Source organism: Stutzerimonas stutzeri, assembly GCF_018138085.1.
GTDB classification, from domain to species: domain Bacteria; phylum Pseudomonadota; class Gammaproteobacteria; order Pseudomonadales; family Pseudomonadaceae; genus Stutzerimonas; species Stutzerimonas stutzeri_AI.
On sequence record NZ_CP073105.1, the window covers coordinates 528,036 to 547,607 of the forward strand.

Consider the following 19,572-nt stretch of genomic DNA (forward strand, 5'->3'; position numbering starts at 1 on the left):
ATCTATTACTCGGTTGAGGTCACCGCCAGGGCAGCCGGATGCCCTCGCAGCGACCCGCGGGAACCGCGCCGATGCACGCTGCGGCCGGATCAACGTCGGGTCTCCGTTACCGGCGCGGCGGCCCAGGGTGCCAGCGCGAAGGCGCACACCAGGCCGAGCCCCACCGCCAGACCGAAGTTGCTCACCGCCGGCGTGCTCGACAGGGCCAGCAGGCCGAACGACAACCAGGTGGTTACCGCCGCGAGCAGGGTGCCGACCAGGCTCACCGCGGCGCCGCCGATTCGCTCGCGCATGAGGATGGCGTAGTCGACGCCGATCGCGGTAACCAACACCAGGCCGAACAGGCCGAACAGGGTCAGGGGTTGGCCCAGCCAGCCCAGGCAGGCCAGGCTGCCCAGCGCCGCCAGCAGCGGCACGGCCAGGCAGCGCGCCGCGCCACGCCAGCCGAACGGCAGGCACAGCAGGGCGAAAATGAGCGCAGCGGCGCCGAGTTTGAGCAGCGCCGCCTGGCGCTGGGTCTCGGCGAACAGACGGTTCAGCTCCGCCGGCCGGTCGACGAGGCTGGCGCCGCCGATACTTTCGGCCAGACCGTGCAGCACCGAGCTGTCGCGAAGCCCTTGCAGGCTGACCAGACCGGCCGCCGAACCGTCGCCCTGCACGCCCAGCCACAAGGGGCGCCAGGGTTCTGCGAGCGGGCCGGCCAGCACCTCCTCGAGGCGGATCACGGGTTTTGACCGTAGCTCGGCGAGTTCCTTTTCCAGCTTGTCGGCGGTAATACCGAGCTTCAGCAGGGGCTGGCTGCTCTCCAGCAAACGCGGCAGCGCGAGGTGCAGACGTTCCTGGGCGGTCGTCGGGGTGACCAGCTGGCTCAGCGCGAGATAGCCGTGCAGCTTCTGCTCGGCCACCAGCTCATCGAGACGCGTGGTGAGCTGATCCTGGCGCTCCAGCAGCTCGTCGGGGGACGCCGCGCGAACCAGAAAATACTGGCTGGTCGGCTCGAAGCCGGTGATCTCGCCGACGCGTTCGGCTTGCTGCTGCAGCGCGGGCGCGCGGGCGACCCACTGGCGCAGGTCATCCTTGAAGGACAGCTGACTGATGCCGGCGATGCAGAACAGGACGAACCCGGCCAGCAACCAGATCGAGGGGATCCGCCGTAGCAATGCCTCGCGCAGCGCCAATCCGCGCTGGGCCCAACCCAGCGGTGCGGCCCAAGGTTGCAGCGGCGCGTTCAGCAGCGAGGGCAACAGGCAGGTGGCGCAGGCGAAGGCGCCAAGCAGGCCCGCCGCGGAAAACACCGCCACTTGGCTAAGCGCCGGGAACGGGGTGAAGCCCATGGCCAGGTAACCGATGACATTGGTAGTCAGCGCCAGCGCCAGACCCGGAAGCGTCAAGCGCAGGGCTCGATAGGCACGCCATGGCTGCAAGGTCCAGCTCTTGGAAAGGTAGTGCAGCGGAAAATCGATGCTTACGCCGACCAAGCTGGCGCCGAGCACCAAGGTCAGCACATGGATCTGGCCGAACAATGCGATACAGGCAGCGGCGCCGCTCAGCGCGCCGACCACCACGGGCAACGCCACCAGCAGGACACGCGGTGTACGGAACAGCAAATGCAGCAACGCCAGCGTGGCGACGAGCGAAACGCTGCCGATCAGGCTGGCTTCCTCGCGCGCCTGGCGCTGGCCGTAAGCGGCATGCAAGATGCCGCCAGCGGCGAGCAGTTCGCCCTGCTCAGCCTCTACCCGATGGCGCGCAGCGCGAATCTGATCGTCCACCAGCAGCGGCAACTGATCGTCGAAGGCATCGCCCTGGGTTTGCGCATGGATCACCGCCCAGTGCTGGCCCTCATGTTCGGCCAGCAGCCGGCCATCGGGACGCGGATGGATATGGCCCGGTTGCGGCAATTGTCGCTGCGCCAGATCGGCGATGCCGAACCAGTCCTGCTCGACTGGCACCAGGCTGGTGCTGTCGAACGGGCTGTAAAGGCGTTGTACACGTTGTCGAACGAAGTCCCCGGGCGAGGCGATCAGGGCTTCTCGGCTCGCCCGGTCGAGCAGTGCCAGGCGCTGGTCGAGCAACTGTTGGCGTACCGCGGGCAGGTCGGCTTGCACCGAGCGCCGGACCTGGGCGAACAGGCCGCTGCCCCGGAGGTCGTCGGCGATTTCATCGGCCAGTGCGAAGGCGGCTGCTTCATCGGCGTGATGAATCAGCAACATCAGATCGCGATTCAGCGGTTGCTGTACCCGGCGCTCGGCGAGTTGCTCCAGTTCGCCGGGCGCGCCGCTGGGCAGCAGTTGCAACAGGTTGGCGCTGACCGGTGGGCCATCGCGCCATTGCCATGCGGTCAGCGCCACCAGCCCGAGCAGCGCCACGAAGAACAGCGAGGACAGCCAGGCCGGAAACCTGAGCGCTTGGTCAGTCGGCGAAATCATGGCGTTCGGTGGGGCTCAACTGTTCGTCGATCTGGCTGTCGGTCAGCAACAGCAGGGTGCTGTCGCCCTGGGTTTCCAGCAGCTCGATGCGCTCGGCGGTCGAGCCACCCTGGATGACGATGCGGGTGAATATCTGTCCGAGCAGCTTCGAGCGCGGGGTCAGTGTCAGCGTCCAGCTATCCGCGGTCCCGCTGAGCTGCAGCTCGAAATCGCGTTGCAGGGCCTCCGTATCCCCGCGCAGCACGGCGAGGAACAGGTCGTTCTGACGCGCGGCGGCGCCTTGCTGCTGGGTCGGATGCCAGCCGTTGGCGTCGCGTCGGGCGATCCCCGAAGGGCTGATGCGGTAATCCTGTTGCAGCGGTTCGCGCAGGAACCAGAGCAGGCCCTGATCGCGCGCCAGGACGAAGGTGCCGGTGCTGACGAGCGGCTGGGGCAGCGCACGCAGGTACTTTTCCTGGGTGAAGTTGCCGCGGATGACCTCGGGCTCGCTCAACTGGCTGCCGAGATCCGTCAGATCGAAGGCGTCGGCACGCGCCACCGTCGTCAGCGACAGGCTCAGCACCAGCAGCGTCGGCCCCGCAAGGCGCGTGAACAGTGGGATCACGATAGGGCCCGTTCCACGGCTTCGACGAATACCGAGGGCGATGCCAGCAGCATCTCGCGGCTGGCGATCTCCACCGCAACCTGCACGGTGCTGCCGCGGGTCATGCGCTCGCCGGTTTCGGCGTCGCTGATCAGGTAATTGATCTTCAGGCGGTTTTCCCATTCCAGCAGATCGGCGCGAACGACGATGCGCTGGTTGAAGCGGGCCCCGCGTATGTAGCGCAGTTGCACATCAATGATCGGCCAGGCGTAACCGGCATCGCGCATCTGTGTGTAGTTGTGGCCGATCCGCTCCAGCAGGGCGCAGCGGGCGACCTCGAAGTACTTGATGTAATGGCCGTGCCAGACCACGTCCATGGAGTCGACGTCGAAGAAGGGCACCAGCACCTCGACCTCTGCCTGCAGCACGCCGCCCTTACGCATAGAGCCCCCAGTGTTGTGCGCGGATGCGTTGCAGGCACAGGCGCAGCTCGCCTTCCAGTGCGCGATCCTCGATCAGTGGAGGGAAATCCTCACCCAGCGCGGTATGCATGGCCTGCAGTGGCGCGGGCAGAGGGCGCGCGGTCTGCCCCCGCTGGCGCAGCCAGACGCCCTGGTTGGCGGCGATCAGCGTGGCGGCGGCGACCTGCTCGGTCAGCTCCAGGCTGCGCAGCGCATCGCGTGCGGCGATGGTGCCCATGCTCACCTTGTCCTGGTTGTGGCACTCGGTGGAGCGCGAGAAAACGCTGGCCGGCATGCTGTTCTTCAAGGCTTCGGCGGCCCAGGCGCTGGTGCCGATCTGCACCGCCTTGAAGCCGTGATTGATCACCGCCGTGGCGGCTGGCGCACCGGACAGGTTGCTCGGCAGGCCGTGGTTGTAACGGCTGTCGACCAGCAGGGCGAGCTGGCGGTCGAGCAGATCGGCGACGTTGGCCACCAGATTCTTCAGGCTGTCCATGGCGAAGGCGATATGGCCGCCGTAGAAATGTCCGCCGTGCAGCACGCGCTCGTTGTCGGCGTCGATGATCGGGTTGTCGTTGGCGCTGTTCAGTTCGGTTTCGATGAACTGCCGTAGCAGGCCCAGGCTGTCGGCCAGAACGCCCAAAACGTGCGGCGCGCAGCGGATGGAATAGCGGTCCTGCAGGCGATGCAGCGGTGCGGTCGGTGCCTCGATGGCCAGGTCCTGACGAATCCAGGCGGCCACTTGCATCTGCCCCGGGTGCGGCTTGGCGGCGAACAGTCGTTCGTCGAAATGCTCGGGGTTGCCTTCCAGCGCGATCACGTTGAGCGCGGTGATACGGGTAGCCAGTTTCAGCAGGTAATCGGCACGGGCATAGGCGAGGCAGGCCAGGCCGGTCATCACCGCAGTGCCGTTCATCAGCGCCAGGGCTTCCTTGGGTCGCAGGGTCAACGGCGTCCAGCCGAGCTGGCGATGCACCTCGGCGGCGCTGCGGCGTTCCCCGCGGAACATCATCTCGCGCTCGCCGGCCAGCGCCGCGGCGACATACGACAGCGGCGTCAGATCGCCGCTGGCACCGACCGAGCCTTCTTCCGGAATCAGCGGCAGGACGTCGTGTTCGAGGAATGCCTGCAAGCGATCGAGCAGCTCGATGCGCACCCCGGACATCCCATGCGTCAGCGAACGCAGGCGGGCGGCCAGCACCGCGCGGGTGGCTTCGGCGTCTAGCAGCTTGCCGAGGCCACAGCCGTGAAAGGTGAACAGGTGCTGCGGCAGCGCTTCGACCTGATGCAGCGGCACTGCGACGACACAGGAGTCGCCGTAGCCGGTGGTCACGCCGTAGATCACGCCTTCCCGGTCGAGCAGGGTGTCGAGAAATTGCGCGCCGCGCGCGATGCGCTCACGGAAGGCCGCATCGGCCTGCAGCCGCGCCGGCGCACGGCGCTGGGCCACGGCCAGCAGCTCTTCGATGCGCAGGTGGTTTTCGCCAAAGATCACGGGCTCAGCGTTGGTCATGGGTGTTCCAGAAAGGATAGAAGTTGAACCATTGCAAAGGGGCCTCCAGGCAACGCGCCGCCAGGCGGTCGGCATAGCGCTGCACCCACTGCTGCACCACCGCGTCGCGCTCACCGCGACGCCATTGAATACGTTCGGCGAAGGGCTCGAGGTGGACATGGAATTGCTGGCCGTGTTTCAGGCAGAACAGCAGATTCGCCGGGCACTGCAGCAACCCGGCCAGCAGCCAGGGGCCCTGAGGAAAATGGGCCGGTTGGCCAAGGAAATCGGCAGTCGCGATGCGTGCACCGTGCAGCGGCACGCGATCACCCGCGATCGCCAGCCATTCACCGGCATCCAGCCTTCGTGACAGTTCCATCATGATCGCCGGATCCAGCTCGCTGACCTGAATCAGCCGCAGGTGGTTCGCGCCGGACTGGTCGAGCAACCGATTGAAGCGTTCGGCATGGCGCGTATGCACCAGGACATTCATTTTCACCTTGCGGCCCATCTCAGCCAGCGCCCGGCAGATTTCCAGGTTGCCCAGGTGCGAGCCGACCAGCAGTTGGCCGCGCGGTGCTTCGAGCTCGGCGTGCAGATTCATCCGGTCGTGCAACACCAGCCTGTCGAGACCGAGGCGGCCGCCCCAGGCGTCGAGCTTGTCCAGCAAGGCGTCGGCGAAGGTGGTGAATTGCCGGAAGACGCTGCGCCAACTGGGCGTCAGGTCGCGGCGACCGCTCCAGTCGGCGAGATGGCGTTGATAGGCCCAGGCGCTCTGCCGCGCGCTGCGGCCAAACAGGTAGAAATACAGCACGATCAGGTACAGCAACGGCGCCATGGCGCGTCGGCCGAGCAGACGCACGGCCGCCGCGGTGAGCTTCATCAAGGCGAAGCTGCCGCGTTCGCGGTGTGCCGCCCAGTGTGAGCCGGGCACGGCTTTGTTGCTCATCCGCGCCACCGACGCCAGAGCAGGGCGGGCGCGCGCAGCAGCATGCCGCCGAACAGCCGGGCATGCATCGATGAGATCAGCAGGTTGTCGCGCCACAGGCGGAAGTGCGAAACGCCATCAGTGGGGTAATGCACGCGCGTCGGCAGCCAGACCATCGGCTGCTCGCGCCAATGCAGGCGCACCAGGATTTCCGTGTCGAAATCCATGCGCTGGCCCAGCGCCGTCGAGTCGAGCAGAGCCAGGGTGGGCTGCAGCGGATAGACGCGAAAGCCGCACATGGAGTCGCGAATCGACAGTGACAGGGTGTTGATCCAGACCCACACATGAGTCAGGTAGCGCCCGTAGAGTCGACTCTTCGGCACGCTTGAGTCGTACTCGGGGTAGCCGCAGACCAGCGCATCCGGCGCCTGGCTGGCACGGTCGAGAAACAGCGCCACGCTGTCGAGATCGTGCTGGCCGTCGGCGTCGACCTGCAGCGCATGGCTGAAGCCCAGACGGGACGCCTCGCGCAGCCCGGAGGCCACCGCCGCGCCCTTGCCCCGATTTTCGCCGTGCCGGACCAGGTGCACCGACGGATGCTGCGCCAGCGCGTCGATGACCTCTGCCGCGGCGGGGCGGGAGGCGTCGTCGACGAGCACGCAGTGCAAATCCTCCGCGAGCAGCGCGCGAACCACTGATGGCAGGCTGCGCTCGTGGTTGTACACCGGCACCACCGCACAGGGTTTGAACCAGTCTTCATCGATGGCCAGCGACAACTGCTGATGGACGCCTGGCTGCGTGGGCGGGGCGTCGGTGGCGGATGCAATCGGGGTGAGGGTGGTCACGGGTGTTCTCCCAGCAGAATGCGGCCGGACGAGCAGGGCGCTTCGCCGTTGCGGTAAGCGAAGTGCAGCTTGCTGCGCTCGCGGTCAAAACGCAGGGTCAGGTGCAGGTGGTCACCCGGGCGGGCGAGCTGCTGGAACTTGAGTACTTCCATGCCGCGAAAGCACGGCGGCAGATCGTCGATCAGCTCGCGGGCCAGCGCGATCGCCCAATCGATCTGCACAACGCCAGGCAGCACAGGCGTGTGCGGGAAGTGACCGGTGAAATGCGCGAGGTCCAGCGGCACGCCCAGTTTCAGCTGCCATTGAGCGTCTTGCTCGGTTGTACTGACGCGCTCGGGCTGCAACGGGCGAGGGGCCTGTAGCAGCCGCTCGAGGTCGGCCTGCGGCAGCTTGCCTTGGGCGTTGTAAGGTAGCTGCTGCACCAGGCGCCAGCGACGCGGTAAGGCCAGCGCCTCGCAGTGATTCGCCAGGTGATTACGCAGTGCCTCGGTCAGGGCGCGTCGGCCGCCGTTGCGCAGCGCATGCAGCCCGGCCTCGCTTAGGGCAACCAGCGCCGCGAGGTAGGCGCGGTTGTCGACGATCACGCCGAGGCGCGCTTCGCTGACGAACGGGTGCGTGGCCAGGCCCGCTTCCAGCATCGGCAGGGAGATGCGTTTCTCTTCCAGCTTGACGATACGATCCAGCCGGCCGAGCAGTTCGAAGCGCCCATCGGCCTCGATTTGCGCCGCATCGGCCGTCTGCTCGACATGGCCTGGTGGCAGGCAAGGTGAGGCGATGCGCAGTGCGCCGTGTTCGTCCTGGCTCAGTTGCACGGCGGGGAACGGCTGCCACAGGCTGCCACCCTCACGCCAGGCGATGCCGCCGGTTTCCGAGCTGCCGTAGATTTCCGTCGGCAGTTGGCCCAGACGCTGCTGCAATCGCTGCGCGGCGTCGGCATCGAGGGGGCCACCCGAGGAAAAGACTCGCCGCACGCCGCGCAGGGCGGGCCAGTCGAGGTTATCGCTCATCCGCTTGAGCAGTGCCGGGCTGGCCACCCAGCAGAAGCTGGCGTGCTGACGGCTGGCCCGCTGGATGTCTTCGGAGAAGGGCTGGGCACGGCGCAGAAAGGGGCGGCCAGCGCACAGCGGCCAGAGCACCCGGAACAGCAATCCGTAAATATGCTGTGCGGCGACGCTGGCGATCATGCAGGCATCGCCGAGATCGGCGCCCCAGCAGGCTTCGAGCGTTTCCACTTCGTTGGCCAACTGACGCAGGCGCTTGTCGATCAGTTTCGGTTCGCCGCTGGAGCCTGAGGTGCAGAGCAGCAGTCGGCACTGGTCGAGATCCAGCTTCGCCCCTGCGAGCGGCTCGGCCATGAGGTCCGCGATCCGCACGTCGCCGTCCTGGTCCGTCAGCCAGAGGTCGGCCTGGTGGGCCAGTCGTGCGCGATTCGCGGGTTGCAGATCGGCCGGTAGCAACACCGTTACGCCGGCTCGCCAGGCGCCGAGCAGGGCAATGGCCAGCTCACCCGCATCCTCCAGATGAATCGCGAGGCGGGCGACACCGCGGTTACGCAGCCCGGCGGCCAGGCGCAGCGCTTGCTGGCGCAGCTCGGCATGGTCCAGCTCGGGGGCCAGCGTGACCGGGCGCGATTTGGGCGTCTGATCGAGCAGGTGTTCCAGGGAAATCCAGTTCATTTAGCGTTCCTGATGCGCTGGCGTACCAGCCACTCACCGGCAAAGAGCAGTCCCATCAGCAGATAGGCGATCAGCCCGGTGTACAGCGTCCACCAGCTCAGCGGCGCCCAGAGCGCGAGGCCGCTGGCGATGCTGGCATTGACGACGAAATAGCCCACCCAGACCCAGGTCACTTGCCGCGTATAGCGCACCGCCGCGGGAGGCAGCTCAGGCTCGCTCAGCCGCGCGAGGCGCTCGATGATCGGCATGCCAGAGCACAGACTGCCGGCGAACAGGCCGAGCAGCGCCAGGCTGATCAGCACTGGGTACCAGCGCAGCAGCGCCGGCTCACCGGCCAAACCGAGCAGCAGGCAGAACACCAGGGCGACCGTCGCTAGCGTGCGGCTGAGCGGCGTTTGCCTGCCGCTGAACATCCGCGCCAGCCATAGCGCGCCGAGCAGCAGCGCGAACAGACGCGGCGACAGATGCTCCAGGCCCAGGTACACGGCGAACGGGTAGGCGAGGCCAGCCAGCAACAGGCCGAGAGCAATCAGCCGGCTGGCGTTCGCCTTGCCTGGTGGTGCGGGTGCTTGCATCACGTGTTGTCCGTTTGCGCGTTGGGCAGAATCGCAACCGCCCGGCCGCGTGAGCGGGCGACGGCTGGCTTCCTTGACCGTGCGGCTCAGGCCGTTTGCGGGTTCACCAGGCGATACACCGCTTCGACGACATCGCCTACGGTGCGGACCGACTTGAATTCTTCCGCGGCGATCTTCTTGCCGGTCTGGCGCTTGATGTGGTCGATCAGGTCGACGGCGTCGATGCTGTCGATTTCCAGGTCCTGATACAGATTGGCTTCAAGGCTGATGCGCTCGGGGTCGAGTTCGAAGAGTTCGACCAGCGCATCGCGCAGGGTCTGGAAGATCTCGTTGCGACTGTTCACGTTGGGTTCCTCCTCAGGCGACGGCGCGGTTGGCGCTAACGTAGGCGGCCAGGCTGTCGACACTGGCGAAATGCTTGCGCGTGTCCTTGGCGTCGGCATCGATCTTGATGCCGAAGCGCTTCTGGATCGCCAGGCCCAGTTCCAGCGCGTCGACCGAGTCCAGCCCGAGCCCTTCGCCGAAGAGCGGCTGGTCGGCCGCGATGTCGTTCGGGCCGAGGTCTTCCAGACCCAGGGCGTCGATGATCAGTTGCTTGATTTCAAGCTGCAGTTGGCTCATCGAGTGCGAGCTCCTTTATGAAGTGTCGGTGCAGATGGTCGTTGAGTCGCCGCGAGGCGATGGGCGCCGCTTTCCCTGCAGCGAATGCCTGCGGATCGATGTCCTCACCGACGCGCAGATGGAAGTGAAAGCGCCTTGCCGGAATGCGATACCAGGGCTCGGCCTTGGTCAGGGTGGTCGGCGTCACGCTGATCACCACCGGCGTGACCAGGCCCGCGCCGCGCAGGGCGATTGCCGCCGCGCCCCGATGGAACTGCGGCGCCTGGCCGGGCGTGGTGCGCGTGCCTTCGGGAAAGATGATCAGTGTCTGGCCCTGTTGCAGCGCGTCGGCGGCTTCATCGAGCATCTCGGCGCTGCCGTTGTTGCTGATGTATTGCGCGGCGCGGATCGGCCCTCGGGTGAAGGGGTTGTCCCAGAGACTCTGTTTGACGACGCAATTGGCATCGCGGATCAGCGCGATCAGCACGACCACGTCGATCAGCGAGGGATGGTTGGCGATCACCAGTTGGCCGGGGCGGCCCAGGCGCTCGGCGCCTTCGACTTCGTAAGTCAGCACGCCGCTGCGGTACATGAACTGGACGAACAGCCAGAACAGCCGGCTCACGGTCTGGCGTGCCCGCCGGCGGCGCGTGACGGCATCGCCGGGCAACAGCCCGAGCAGAGGGAACACGACCAGGCGCAGGCAAAGCCCGCCGAGGCCGAACAGGGTGAACGACAGCCCGGTGGCGATCAGGCGCCATAGCCAGGGTGCGTTGGGACGGCTCAGTGCATTTGCTGCCAGTTCCATTGGCGTCCCTCCCATTGATGTTGAAGGCTGGCGTGGCCATCGAGCAATGCGCCGACCAATTCGAGCGCATGGGGTCGACGGGGCGGTGGCAATCGGCTCTCTGCAGGTTGGAGGCCCAGCTGCCAGCTGCGGCCCGGTTTGAGCAGCAGCGCCACGGCATAGGGGAAGCTGACGTCGTCGATCCAGGGCGCATACAGCTCAGGCGTCTGGTCTTCGGCGATCACCACCAGCACTGCCGGTGCACCCTCGCCGAGCAGCAGGGAGGCTTCGAGGACTGCGTGCTCGAGGCCATCGCCTTGTGCGGCCAGCGCCGTCATCTCGCTGGGGTCTTGTTGCTGGATCGACCAGAGCCCGATGATCGCGTTGTGCACCGACAGGCTGAACTGCGTCGGCGAAAGCGGTTCGCCGTTTGCCAGGTCATTGAGGATGGCGAAGGTGCGCGCGGTTTCGCCGTGGCGTGAGGCGTATACCAGCGGCATCGGCGGCTGCCCTGCCGCCAGCGGCGTGGCCACGGCGAACACCATGCGCGCCAGACGGCTCATTCGCCGCCGCTGCATGGCAGGCAGAAAGCCGACGTCCGGCTGGGCATCGCCATCTTCCGGGTCGTGCGGGGCCCGAGCCCAGTTCGCCCAGTCGCCGGCACCCGTCAGGCCCGGAGCCCAGGCCTGCCATTGATCGATATCGAATTGAATCACGCGAGAACTCACCGGCTCGTTTGCGAGCCTTGTTGTTGGCGTGTCGACGTCCCTGTACTGCGACTATCGGTAAATTGTCCGCCGTGAAAGTGGCGGCATTATCCAATCGCGATTGGGCTGAGGCAAACGTTGCTTGAAATATCCTGATAAGAGGTCGACGCGTTTATCGGAACCGAGTGGCGCTGCCGGCAGTCTGTTAAAGGTTTCGACCGGTTCGGTGGCTCTGCCTCATGCATGCGCCGGCATTGGCTGATGCGCACGCGGTGTTTCGTGAGCAGCGAAAACCGCGCCTTGCTGGCTTTCAGGGACGCGTTACACGCCCTGCTGCGCAAGCCAGGCCAGGAGCTGTGGCAAGGGCAATGCGCCGCTCTGGCGCGCAATTTCTCGGCCGTTCCTGAACAAGATCAGGCTCGGAATCGAGCGAATGCCCAGCTGGGTCGACAGTTGTGGGTTGGCCTCGCTGTCCAGCTTGGCCAACCGACAGCGCCCCTTCAGCTGGGCCGCAGCCTGGGCGAAGGTGGGCGCAAAGCTGCGGCAAGGCCCGCACCAGCTAGCCCACACGTCCACCAGCAAGGGCAGGTCGCCCTTGATCTGACTGGCGAAGCTGGCCTGATTGACATCGAAGGGGCTGTCGGTCAGTACGCTGGATTTACAGCGACCGCAGCGCGGCCCCTCGGCCAGGCGGTCGGTAGGGATTCGATTGAGCCCGGCGCAATGCGCACAAGGAATGATCAACGGGTCGCTCATGGCAGGCTCCGAAACGGGTGGTTTTCTCTGGTATGGGGTCGTGGGCTGCGATATCAAGAAGGCCAGCGCCTTCACCAATCTCTGCGACGAGGGACAGGCCTGGCGTGCGTCCAGGCTTATGCTACCCGGGCCAGCTTTAGTGACGCCTGGCGCGGCATGCCCTCAAAGCGGTGTCAGCGGCCAGAACAGCGGAATCACTGCCGTCGCAACGACCCACAGCAACAGATTCAACGGAATCCCCACCTTGAGAAAGTCGACGAAGCGATAGCCGCCGGCGTTGTACACGAAGGTGTTGGTCTGATAGCCGATGGGCGTGGCGAAGCTGGCGCTGGCGGCGAACATCACCGCGACGACGAAGGCGCGCGGGTCGATACCCAGCTGTTGGGCGAGGCCGATCGCGATGGGCGTGACCAGCACGGCGACCGCGTTGTTGGAGAGAATCTCGGTCAACACCGAGGTGAACAAATAAATGAACCCCAGCATGAACAACGGCCCAGCCCAGGGTGTCAGGTCGACGACACTGGAAACGATCAGCCCGACCAAGCCGACCTTGTTCATCGCCACGCTGATCGCGAGCATGCCGAAGATCAGGCTGAGAATTTTCCAATCGACTGCTTTATAGGCGTCCTCGACATCGAGGCAGCGGGTGGCCAACACCGCGGCGGCGCCGATGATCGCCAGACCTTCGATCGGCATCACGCCGAATGCCGCCAGCAGCATCACGGCCAGCGTCGTGGTCATGGCAATCGGTGCCTTGTCCCGGCGAAACGCGTGCTCCTGCACGGCGTTGAGGCTGATCAGTTCGCCGTTCTCTGCAAAGCGCTTGATCTGCGCGGGCGAGCCCTCGAGCAGCATCACGTCACCGAACTGCAGCTGGAAGTCGTCCAGATTGCCCTGGATGTTCTCGTCGTGGCGGTGCACGGCCAGCACATTGATCCCGTAGCGTGCCCGTAGATCGAGGTTGCGCATCGGCCTGTGGCTGTAACGCGAATTGCGCCCGACGATGGCTTCGGCGAGCACCTCGTCTTCGCTACTGATGGTCTCGAACGCCTCGCCGCGGTTGAAGGTCAGGTGCCCGCTGCCCCGCAGTTCGACCACATCCTTCACCTGTCCATGGATCACCAGGACATCGCCCGCCAGCAGGCTGAAGTCCTGTTCCGGCCGGCTGTAAAGTTGCGTGCCGCGGTTCACCTGCAATACCTGCAGGCCGCTGCCGCCGTTGAGGTTGGCATCGGCGATGCTTTTGCCGATCACCGGCGAGCCCGACGGTACCCGCAGCTCGCTCATGAAGGTCCGCTCGAGCCGTGGCCCGAGCAGCTTGGACAGCGTATCGCGCTCGGGCAGCAACCGCTTGCCGATGGTCAGCATATAGAGCGTGCCGGCCGCTGCGAGCACCAGTGCAGCTCCGGTTATCTCGAACATGCCGAACGGCGCGAGACCGGCCTGGCGAGCCACGCCGTCGACCAGAATGTTCGTCGAGGTGCCGATCATCGTCAGCGTGCCGCCAAGAATCGTGGCATACGACAGCGGAATCAGCAGCTTGGATGGCGTGGTGTCAGCGCGCTTGGCCAGCGAAATCGCCACCGGCGTCAGAATCGCCACAACCGGGGTGTTATTGAGAAAGGCGGAAATGACCAACGCCGTGATCGTCAGCCCGCCAAGCACGCGTGTCGGGCTGGTACCGACCAACCCACCCAGCCAGTTGCCCAGTGCATCGATGCAGCCCGTGCGTTCCAGCGCCGCGGAAATGACGAACATGCAGGCAATGGTCACCGGGGCCGAGTTCGACAAGACGCCGAGCACCTCAGCGGGCGTCAGCAACTGACTGGCGATCAACACCGCCACCGCAATCGCCACCACGATGTCCGGGCTCCAGGTCTCCCGCACGAATGACACCAGCACCCAGAGCAGCAAGACACAGACGAACACGAGCGACAGCGATTCTGGAAGCATGGACGTCCTTAAACGTGGCGTAACGACCGGCCACACACAGCGGCCTCGCGCGCACGATAGGGGGCGAGACTTAGAGAGTCTAGGAACGTTTGTTCAGGTTTATATGCAATAAAGTTATTGCTGCGCTGCGTCCAGCTGGAGGAGCGGCATGGCGCTCGGAAGAGATGAGCAAGAACGAAAAAGCCGCGCAAGGCGCGGCTTCAAAGGTGGCGGGGCCACGCGGACTCGGACCGTGGACCAAAGGATTATGAGTTGCGTAGGAACGCGATAAGCTTAATGAGAATGCATATCTGGGGGTGGTTACAATCACCTGAAAGCATCGTTTCTAGCAATGCTAAGCGTAATTTAGAGAATGGTTTGAGAGCTTGGCAGTGTACCGATATATTACTGTGCCAGGCAGAATATCCAGTCAAGAGAGTGTCCCCAAGATATCTTTCACGCTAGCGGTCTGAGAAAATCTATCAGAGCACGAACTGCCTGCGACGACTGCAGGCTTTCAGTGTCTAGAAGTCCGCCTTGATCGACGATCACGCTCATTGATGAGCCTGGTTTGGCCCGTTGTCCCATGAGGCTCACTGCCGCTTTCACTCTCTTAGCTTGCTCAGCCGATGCACGCTCGCTATCTGTGTGATCTATGCTCCATTGAAAACGCTCGTCTACAATTGCAAGAAACGGCGCTAGATCAATACATTCCTCGATCAGGCTCTCAAGGGTTCCTTTATCATAGGCTGAGTGCCTCCATATGTATGCATATATTTGCTTTTCAGCGCCTTGCGTATAGCCACATGTGTTTTCTACCTTGATCCAAGGGTCGGAGATCCAAGGGGAGTCGGAAATAGATGAAAAGTCGGCGGATATCTTGGCTAAAGTGCGCTGTGAACCAATACTGTCTGCGTCCGCCATAAACAAGTATCTGATTTCCAAAGCCTTATAACCAGTTGAGAATGCCTGGCCCCCATGGTGTAGAACCATGATTTTTTCCAAGAAAGGAGTAACGGATGCTTTTCTGTTAGATCCGCCGTAGTTGAATATTAGTACTAGCTTGTCATCCTTTTTCAATACGTGGTCGGGCAGGAAAAATTTTTTTGCCATGTCTAGTCGTAGATCACCTGCGACGTGATCTTGAGCGCATTTTTTAAACAGTGAGCTAAACGGGTAAGGGAATTCCGAGAAGCAAAGGGTTTGGCGCTGATAACTAAATAATTTTTCAAGAGTAAGTCTTGTGAAAGCCGCATCATGCGGTCCCTCGCAAAAAATTAGCAGAACTTGAATGTCAGTCATTAAGTCGCTTCCCTCAAGTCAACGTCGCCTGCGTCAAGAAGACTCTTGAATTCATGGCCGGAAAATTCCCTAGCATTAATTAATCCTTTGTCAGCCACTAGGGCGTGATAAGCCATATCGCTATAGGTGTTTACGCCCTCAGCAAATGCATCAATGCACTCTTTACTGTGGCTCGTTATAAAAACCTGGACATTGAAGCTCAATGCCATGTTATGGATGAATTTTGAAAATGGGCCGATAAGCTTTGTGTGGATGGCATTCTCAAACTCATCAATTAGCAGCACGCCGTTTTGTGCTGATGCGAACAGAAGCGCGAGAAAAAACATCCGCTGCAATCCCTCGCCGTATGCGGAGAGATCAACGCCCTGTTCAAAGCGCTCATCGCTTACAACAAAGCGCTGTCTTTCATCAGTTAATCGAATGTCTTGCAGCGACGGCAGTATGTGTTCTTTCAAAAAGGAAAAAATGGTTGGTAGTGCTTTTGCTTGTGTGCTTCTATGATAATAATTTGTATATCGGTGAGGCTCATTCAAGAAAAATGGACTTGTAAATATTACGGGGCATAGGTGTTTGATGCTATCACCGTGGGTTTCTCTTTCCCGGCCTTTGTACATGCGAGAGCACGATACGTTCCTATGGCTGCCAAATTTCGCATCAATTTCTATAGAGGACAAGTAGCGTGATTTATCAATGGCCGAATCTTCTTCGATATGAGCTTTTATGCTGGTTTGCGTCTTCTCGTTGTCAAATGTGCCGCTGACTATATATTCATCACCGTTAATCTGCTCAAGAATCCACTCCGGATCTACTTGGTCTGCCGAAAATTTTCCGCGCCGCCTCATAACCTCAAGTAATCCATCGAAGTCATTTTGTTTGGCGAGGAGATAGATTGCCTCAAGTAAAGTGGTTTTACCTGAGTTGTTCAGTCCGGCAAACAGGTTGATTTTCGATAATTTTTTTATTTCCAGCTTTACTAACTTTTTGTAAGACTCAACAAATATACTTTCGAAGTGCGCATCGATACGGTCGTGGAAAACAGATTTCTGGTCGACCCCGGCAAGGCTTGTCAAGCTTACTGCGCGAGTTCTGTTGATTATCCCCAGCAACTTTCCTTGCGCATGCTCAAGCTCGGACAGGTTCGACGGGCGTATAGCGAGCTGGCTGAGTGTGTCGATGTCAATAGCGATAGACTTTACTGCTGCCTCCTGTCTCTCCTTAAACACGAGGTCGCTCGCTCTGTACGCTGAATTCAGGTCTCTTGTGATTTTGAGTTGATCTAAAGCTTTAGGGTCAGAGATAATTTTTGCAAGGAGATCGATGTCATCTCGCTTGTTGATAGCAGGCTCTAAATATTTTTCGGCTAACCCTACTTCCCCATCGTCATCGGTCTCTTCTGCAGGTTCGCGTGACAGGAGGGAGAAGAAGAGATCTCTATTTGTTGGGTGAGTGGCAGATGCTGTGTCTTCGTTCCAGCCAAGCCACTCTTTAAGAGCCTGACTTCTTACGGCTTGCCTAAAGATCGGGAAGCGTGTCTCATTGAACTGGTCACCGTAATCAGATGCCCTATATTGTGCTACGAGTGAAAGCGCCCGAAGGCTTCTTCTAAGCTCGACTTTTGAAATACCTATCCGCTTGCATATTTCATTTTCGCTTATTTTATAGGTGGAGTTCATTTTCTCCAATAGTTTTGCTTGGTTCCATTCTCCCCATTTTTTGTTTCCGCTAATATGTTTTAGCGCCATCAAGGTCAAGTGATGCATTTCGTCAGCATCATTGTAAATTACAACTGGTATCTGGCTGAAAATTTCAGGGTCCAATTTCCCAAGGTCAGCGCCTTTGTTTTCTCGATCCTGAAATAAAACTTTGAGTGCAGCTACTCGTCTATTTCCTTCGACAACAACATAGCCTCCATCGGCTAGGGCTCTAACCTGGATCTGGTCTACGGGCAAATAGCCATTTGTCTTGAAGCTATCAATTAAGTCTTGTATATGTTGATTGCGCTCGCCGGTGATAAGGCGCAAGGTGCGCTGGGCGACGATTTTATCTTTGGCCTGTTCATCGGATACATCTATCTGCTCTTCCTCATGAATGATTCGATAGTTGTTAGGATCCAGATGTAGATTTCGGATACTAAATCGTCTCGTGCTCGATAGAGCCTGGCCAGATTCCTTTGTGTCATCTATATCATTCATGGCTTAGTCACCTTTGTAATGTTGAGAATTTCATCCGGCCAAGGGCTTTGAATTGGCAAATGTTTTTCCTGACCCAGTGAGCTTCCGAAAAGGGGAGAGATTTATTTATGAATACGCGAATCATGCCGGCCTCCTAGCTCTACTCCTTAAAGAATTTGTATCGTCCGGCACTGGGGAAAGCCAGAGCATCCCCAAAATTGCTGCCCCGCTTTTGCGCATTGCCGTTCGGTTGTTGGGTCGCTACGGCGCTTGAGGTTTTGCACATGCTCGCGGTGGGTGGCGAGCGTTGGTGCACGGCGGCCAGTTTGCAGGGCGTGCAGCATGGCGTCGACATCAGCCGCGCTAAATACTGGCTGCTGGAATGACCTGATATAGCGGATAAGGCCGATGCCCTGGGTCACGTTGGCCGGCACTTCGGTTTTGAAGGTGCTGCCGCCACAAAGGTGATCACCGAGCGCAGGTGCTCGGGGTCAACGCCAAGGGTAGCTTCCTGGGCTTTGAGGTGCTTGTAGTTCTGCCGTAGCGGGTTTTGAAATTTGAAGGTGCGTTTGTAAAGCTTCTGCCTCCACTGCGCCTGCTTCTCGCAGCCGAAAATCCAGCCGTTCATGTTCTTCGTTTCCAGCACGAAGATGCCGTAGGGCGAGAGGAATACGTGGTCGATCTGCGTGGTGCCGTCCGGGGTGTTCAGCGTGACATTGTGTAGGCGGCGGTAGATCTGCTTGTCCAGCTGCCAGTGGGCAAATAGCCGCACCAGGAGTTCGCCAATCTGGCCCTTGGCCCAAGGCGATTTGAGCAGGCCAATTAACAGCATCAGCGGGATAAACCAGCCCAGCGTGCCCCAGACCTGCGTAATGACGGGGGTGAAGTCCATTTCCTGTCCCTGGGTAGTCCTGAGTTAACCGGATAGTACCGAAACTTGGCGTAATGGCACGACGGTGTCGCGCCGCTTCTGGTGCGCTGCTTTGTCGCTGCGGGGTCAGCCTTGAGCGTTTTCCAAGTGCTGCATTTGGTAACGCGTGCTGCGTCCGCCTCCGGGTAGCCGGGCAAGGCAGCCCTTCTCGACAAGATCGCTCAAATGGCGCGTGGCGGTAGCTTTCGAGACCTTGGCCACGGCTTGGTATTGCGCCGCGCTGATGCCGTTCTCGAAACCTTTCTCGCCGCCATCGAGCAAGCGGTTAAGCACTTTGATCTGCTCGGCAGACAAGGCTTGGCTGCGGTGAGCCTGCCAGAAGCGTGCTTTGACCAGCACGCGGTCGATACGAGCAAGTGCCTGCTCCAGGCTCTTGAGCAGCGTTGCGAGAAACCATTGCAGCCAGGCGGTGATACCCAGCGTGCCTCTCTGGCTCGATTCCAGGATGCGGTAATAACCGGTGCGGTCGTCGAGGATGCTCGCCGACATGGCGTAAAAACGGATGGCCTGCTGTTCGCCCTGGGCCAGTGCCAGGTCGGTAATGGCGCGCGTAAGGCGACCGTTACCGTCATCGAAGGGGTGCAGGGTGACGAACCAGAAGTGCGCAATGCCGGCCCGCAGAAACGGGTCGAGGCCTGCATCGCTACGGCTGCTCTCGAACCAAGCGAGGAAGTCGCCTAGTTGCGCTTCTAGTCCGGCACGCGGTGGCGCTTCGAAATGCAGGGCAGGGCGGTCGAGTCTGCCGGAAACTACCTGCATGGGCTCTTCGCCGCGCAGCATGCCGATGCGTAGCGGGCGGGCCAGCAGGTAGTCATCGCTGGGGAACAACCAGCCATGCCATGTGAACAGCCGCTGCAGATCAAGCGGCTGCTGATAGACGCGGGTGGCATCGAACAGTAATTCCGCCAGCCCTTCAGATCGAGAGGTGGTGCGGCCTTCTTCGTGCAGCCCTAGGCGCCGTGCCAGTGATGAACGCACCGAGACGACATTCAACTGCTCACCCTCGATGGCGGATGAGGTGACGATGTTCTGCAGCATGGCATCCATGCTGCTCTGCACCTCGATGTCGCTACCCACAGCCCCGAGCATTCCCAGCAAGCGGCCCTGAGCCTGGCTGCATGCGCGCAGCAGCGGAGCAAGTTCGCTGGCTTGCCAGCTGAAGTGCGGCCAGTTGGGCTGCTGCCAGATCCAGAGCGAGTCATTCATGAGGGTTGCTCATATGTGAGCCGATTAGCGAGCTTATTCGGCTCATCTAATGAGTCGATAATGCTGGCTATTCGGCTCACTGTCTAATTTTTAGCCAGGTTCCAAGCCGTCAGAAGCAACATGGGCAATAGGGGACAGACCACGATTTGTGTTCTCACATGCATTTCAAAGACTCTGCATCGTTCGGGGAA

General features: G+C 61.4%; 17 protein-coding genes and 1 pseudogene. All 18 read right to left on the reverse strand.

Features of this window, described 5'->3' with window-relative positions:
* Nucleotides 1-89: 89 nt before the first annotated feature.
* Nucleotides 90-2,429, reverse strand: a complete 2,340-nt coding sequence (locus KCX70_RS02545; protein ID WP_212619193.1) for an MMPL family transporter — start codon at nt 2,427-2,429, stop codon at nt 90-92.
* Nucleotides 2,413-3,033, reverse strand: a complete 621-nt coding sequence (locus tag KCX70_RS02550; RefSeq protein ID WP_392603299.1) for an outer membrane lipoprotein carrier protein LolA — start codon at nt 3,031-3,033, stop codon at nt 2,413-2,415. The genes KCX70_RS02545 and KCX70_RS02550 overlap by 17 nt, the downstream gene beginning before the upstream one ends.
* A complete protein-coding gene (locus KCX70_RS02555; RefSeq protein ID WP_212619194.1) occupies nt 3,030-3,455 on the reverse strand; it encodes an acyl-CoA thioesterase in 426 nt (141 codons plus the stop codon). The genes KCX70_RS02550 and KCX70_RS02555 overlap by 4 nt, the downstream gene beginning before the upstream one ends.
* Nucleotides 3,448-4,986, reverse strand: coding sequence for an HAL/PAL/TAL family ammonia-lyase (locus KCX70_RS02560; protein ID WP_212619195.1), 1,539 nt, complete (start codon nt 4,984-4,986; stop codon nt 3,448-3,450). Before KCX70_RS02560 ends, KCX70_RS02555 begins: the two co-directional genes overlap by 8 nt.
* The gene (locus KCX70_RS02565) at nt 4,973-5,914 is read right to left on the reverse strand and encodes a glycosyl transferase (RefSeq protein WP_212619196.1); all 942 of its coding nucleotides are present in this window, start codon (nt 5,912-5,914) and stop codon (nt 4,973-4,975) included. The genes KCX70_RS02560 and KCX70_RS02565 overlap by 14 nt, the downstream gene beginning before the upstream one ends.
* Nucleotides 5,911-6,738: a glycosyltransferase family 2 protein gene (locus tag KCX70_RS02570; protein WP_212619197.1), complete on the reverse strand. Its 828-nt coding sequence runs from the start codon at nt 6,736-6,738 to the stop codon at nt 5,911-5,913. Before KCX70_RS02570 ends, KCX70_RS02565 begins: the two co-directional genes overlap by 4 nt.
* Entirely contained in the window at nt 6,735-8,414 is a 1,680-nt protein-coding gene (locus KCX70_RS02575; RefSeq protein WP_212619198.1) for an AMP-binding protein, read from the reverse strand. The genes KCX70_RS02570 and KCX70_RS02575 overlap by 4 nt, the downstream gene beginning before the upstream one ends.
* The gene (locus KCX70_RS02580; RefSeq protein WP_212619199.1) at nt 8,411-8,989 is read right to left on the reverse strand and encodes a hypothetical protein; all 579 of its coding nucleotides are present in this window, start codon (nt 8,987-8,989) and stop codon (nt 8,411-8,413) included. Before KCX70_RS02580 ends, KCX70_RS02575 begins: the two co-directional genes overlap by 4 nt.
* 86 nt (nt 8,990-9,075) lie before the next feature.
* Complete coding sequence (locus KCX70_RS02585) at nt 9,076-9,333, reverse strand: acyl carrier protein (RefSeq protein ID WP_021207071.1); 258 nt, start codon at nt 9,331-9,333, stop codon at nt 9,076-9,078.
* 13 nt (nt 9,334-9,346) lie between these two features.
* Nucleotides 9,347-9,610: a phosphopantetheine-binding protein gene (locus tag KCX70_RS02590; RefSeq protein ID WP_021207070.1), complete on the reverse strand. Its 264-nt coding sequence runs from the start codon at nt 9,608-9,610 to the stop codon at nt 9,347-9,349.
* Nucleotides 9,591-10,397 carry a lysophospholipid acyltransferase family protein gene (locus KCX70_RS02595; protein WP_212619200.1) on the reverse strand — a complete coding sequence of 269 codons (807 nt, stop codon included), beginning with the start codon at nt 10,395-10,397 and terminating at the stop codon, nt 9,591-9,593. The genes KCX70_RS02590 and KCX70_RS02595 overlap by 20 nt, the downstream gene beginning before the upstream one ends.
* Nucleotides 10,373-11,092 carry a beta-ketoacyl synthase chain length factor gene (locus tag KCX70_RS02600; protein ID WP_212619201.1) on the reverse strand — a complete coding sequence of 240 codons (720 nt, stop codon included), beginning with the start codon at nt 11,090-11,092 and terminating at the stop codon, nt 10,373-10,375. Before KCX70_RS02600 ends, KCX70_RS02595 begins: the two co-directional genes overlap by 25 nt.
* A 312-nt stretch (nt 11,093-11,404) precedes the next feature.
* Nucleotides 11,405-11,839 (reverse strand): thioredoxin TrxC, encoded by a 435-nt coding sequence (gene trxC / locus KCX70_RS02605; protein ID WP_212619202.1) that lies wholly within the window; start codon nt 11,837-11,839, stop codon nt 11,405-11,407.
* A gap of 162 nt (nt 11,840-12,001) precedes the next feature.
* Nucleotides 12,002-13,792 carry an SLC13 family permease gene (locus tag KCX70_RS02610; RefSeq protein WP_212619203.1) on the reverse strand — a complete coding sequence of 597 codons (1,791 nt, stop codon included), beginning with the start codon at nt 13,790-13,792 and terminating at the stop codon, nt 12,002-12,004.
* Nucleotides 13,793-14,227: 435 nt separating this feature from the next.
* Entirely contained in the window at nt 14,228-15,073 is an 846-nt protein-coding gene (locus tag KCX70_RS02615) for a hypothetical protein (protein ID WP_212619204.1), read from the reverse strand.
* Nucleotides 15,073-17,265 carry an AAA family ATPase gene (locus KCX70_RS02620; RefSeq protein WP_212619205.1) on the reverse strand — a complete coding sequence of 731 codons (2,193 nt, stop codon included), beginning with the start codon at nt 17,263-17,265 and terminating at the stop codon, nt 15,073-15,075. Before KCX70_RS02620 ends, KCX70_RS02615 begins: the two co-directional genes overlap by 1 nt.
* 146 nt (nt 17,266-17,411) lie before the next feature.
* Nucleotides 17,412-18,136 (reverse strand): annotated as a pseudogene (locus tag KCX70_RS02625) (nuclease-related domain-containing protein).
* A gap of 105 nt (nt 18,137-18,241) precedes the next feature.
* Nucleotides 18,242-19,381, reverse strand: a complete 1,140-nt coding sequence (locus KCX70_RS02630) for a Fic family protein (RefSeq protein WP_212619206.1) — start codon at nt 19,379-19,381, stop codon at nt 18,242-18,244.
* Between the last annotated feature and the right edge of the window lie 191 nt (nt 19,382-19,572).

Excerpts from the sequence above, each read along its gene's own strand:
- KCX70_RS02545 (WP_212619193.1), bottom strand. The coding sequence starts at position 2,429 with ATGATTTCGCCGACTGACCAAGCGCTCAGGTTTCCGGCCTGGCTGTCC.
- KCX70_RS02555 (WP_212619194.1), bottom strand. The coding sequence starts at position 3,455 with ATGCGTAAGGGCGGCGTGCTGCAGGCAGAGGTCGAGGTGCTGGTGCCC.
- KCX70_RS02560 (WP_212619195.1), bottom strand. The coding sequence starts at position 4,986 with ATGACCAACGCTGAGCCCGTGATCTTTGGCGAAAACCACCTGCGCATC.
- KCX70_RS02565 (WP_212619196.1), bottom strand. The coding sequence starts at position 5,914 with ATGAGCAACAAAGCCGTGCCCGGCTCACACTGGGCGGCACACCGCGAA.
- KCX70_RS02575 (WP_212619198.1), bottom strand. The coding sequence starts at position 8,414 with ATGAACTGGATTTCCCTGGAACACCTGCTCGATCAGACGCCCAAATCG.
- KCX70_RS02580 (WP_212619199.1), bottom strand. The coding sequence starts at position 8,989 with ATGCAAGCACCCGCACCACCAGGCAAGGCGAACGCCAGCCGGCTGATT.
- KCX70_RS02590 (WP_021207070.1), bottom strand. The coding sequence starts at position 9,610 with ATGAGCCAACTGCAGCTTGAAATCAAGCAACTGATCATCGACGCCCTG.
- KCX70_RS02595 (WP_212619200.1), bottom strand. The coding sequence starts at position 10,397 with ATGGAACTGGCAGCAAATGCACTGAGCCGTCCCAACGCACCCTGGCTA.
- trxC (WP_212619202.1), bottom strand. The coding sequence starts at position 11,839 with ATGAGCGACCCGTTGATCATTCCTTGTGCGCATTGCGCCGGGCTCAAT.
- KCX70_RS02610 (WP_212619203.1), bottom strand. The coding sequence starts at position 13,792 with ATGCTTCCAGAATCGCTGTCGCTCGTGTTCGTCTGTGTCTTGCTGCTC.
- KCX70_RS02615 (WP_212619204.1), bottom strand. The coding sequence starts at position 15,073 with ATGACTGACATTCAAGTTCTGCTAATTTTTTGCGAGGGACCGCATGAT.
- KCX70_RS02620 (WP_212619205.1), bottom strand. The coding sequence starts at position 17,265 with ATGAATGATATAGATGACACAAAGGAATCTGGCCAGGCTCTATCGAGC.
- KCX70_RS02630 (WP_212619206.1), bottom strand. The coding sequence starts at position 19,381 with ATGAATGACTCGCTCTGGATCTGGCAGCAGCCCAACTGGCCGCACTTC.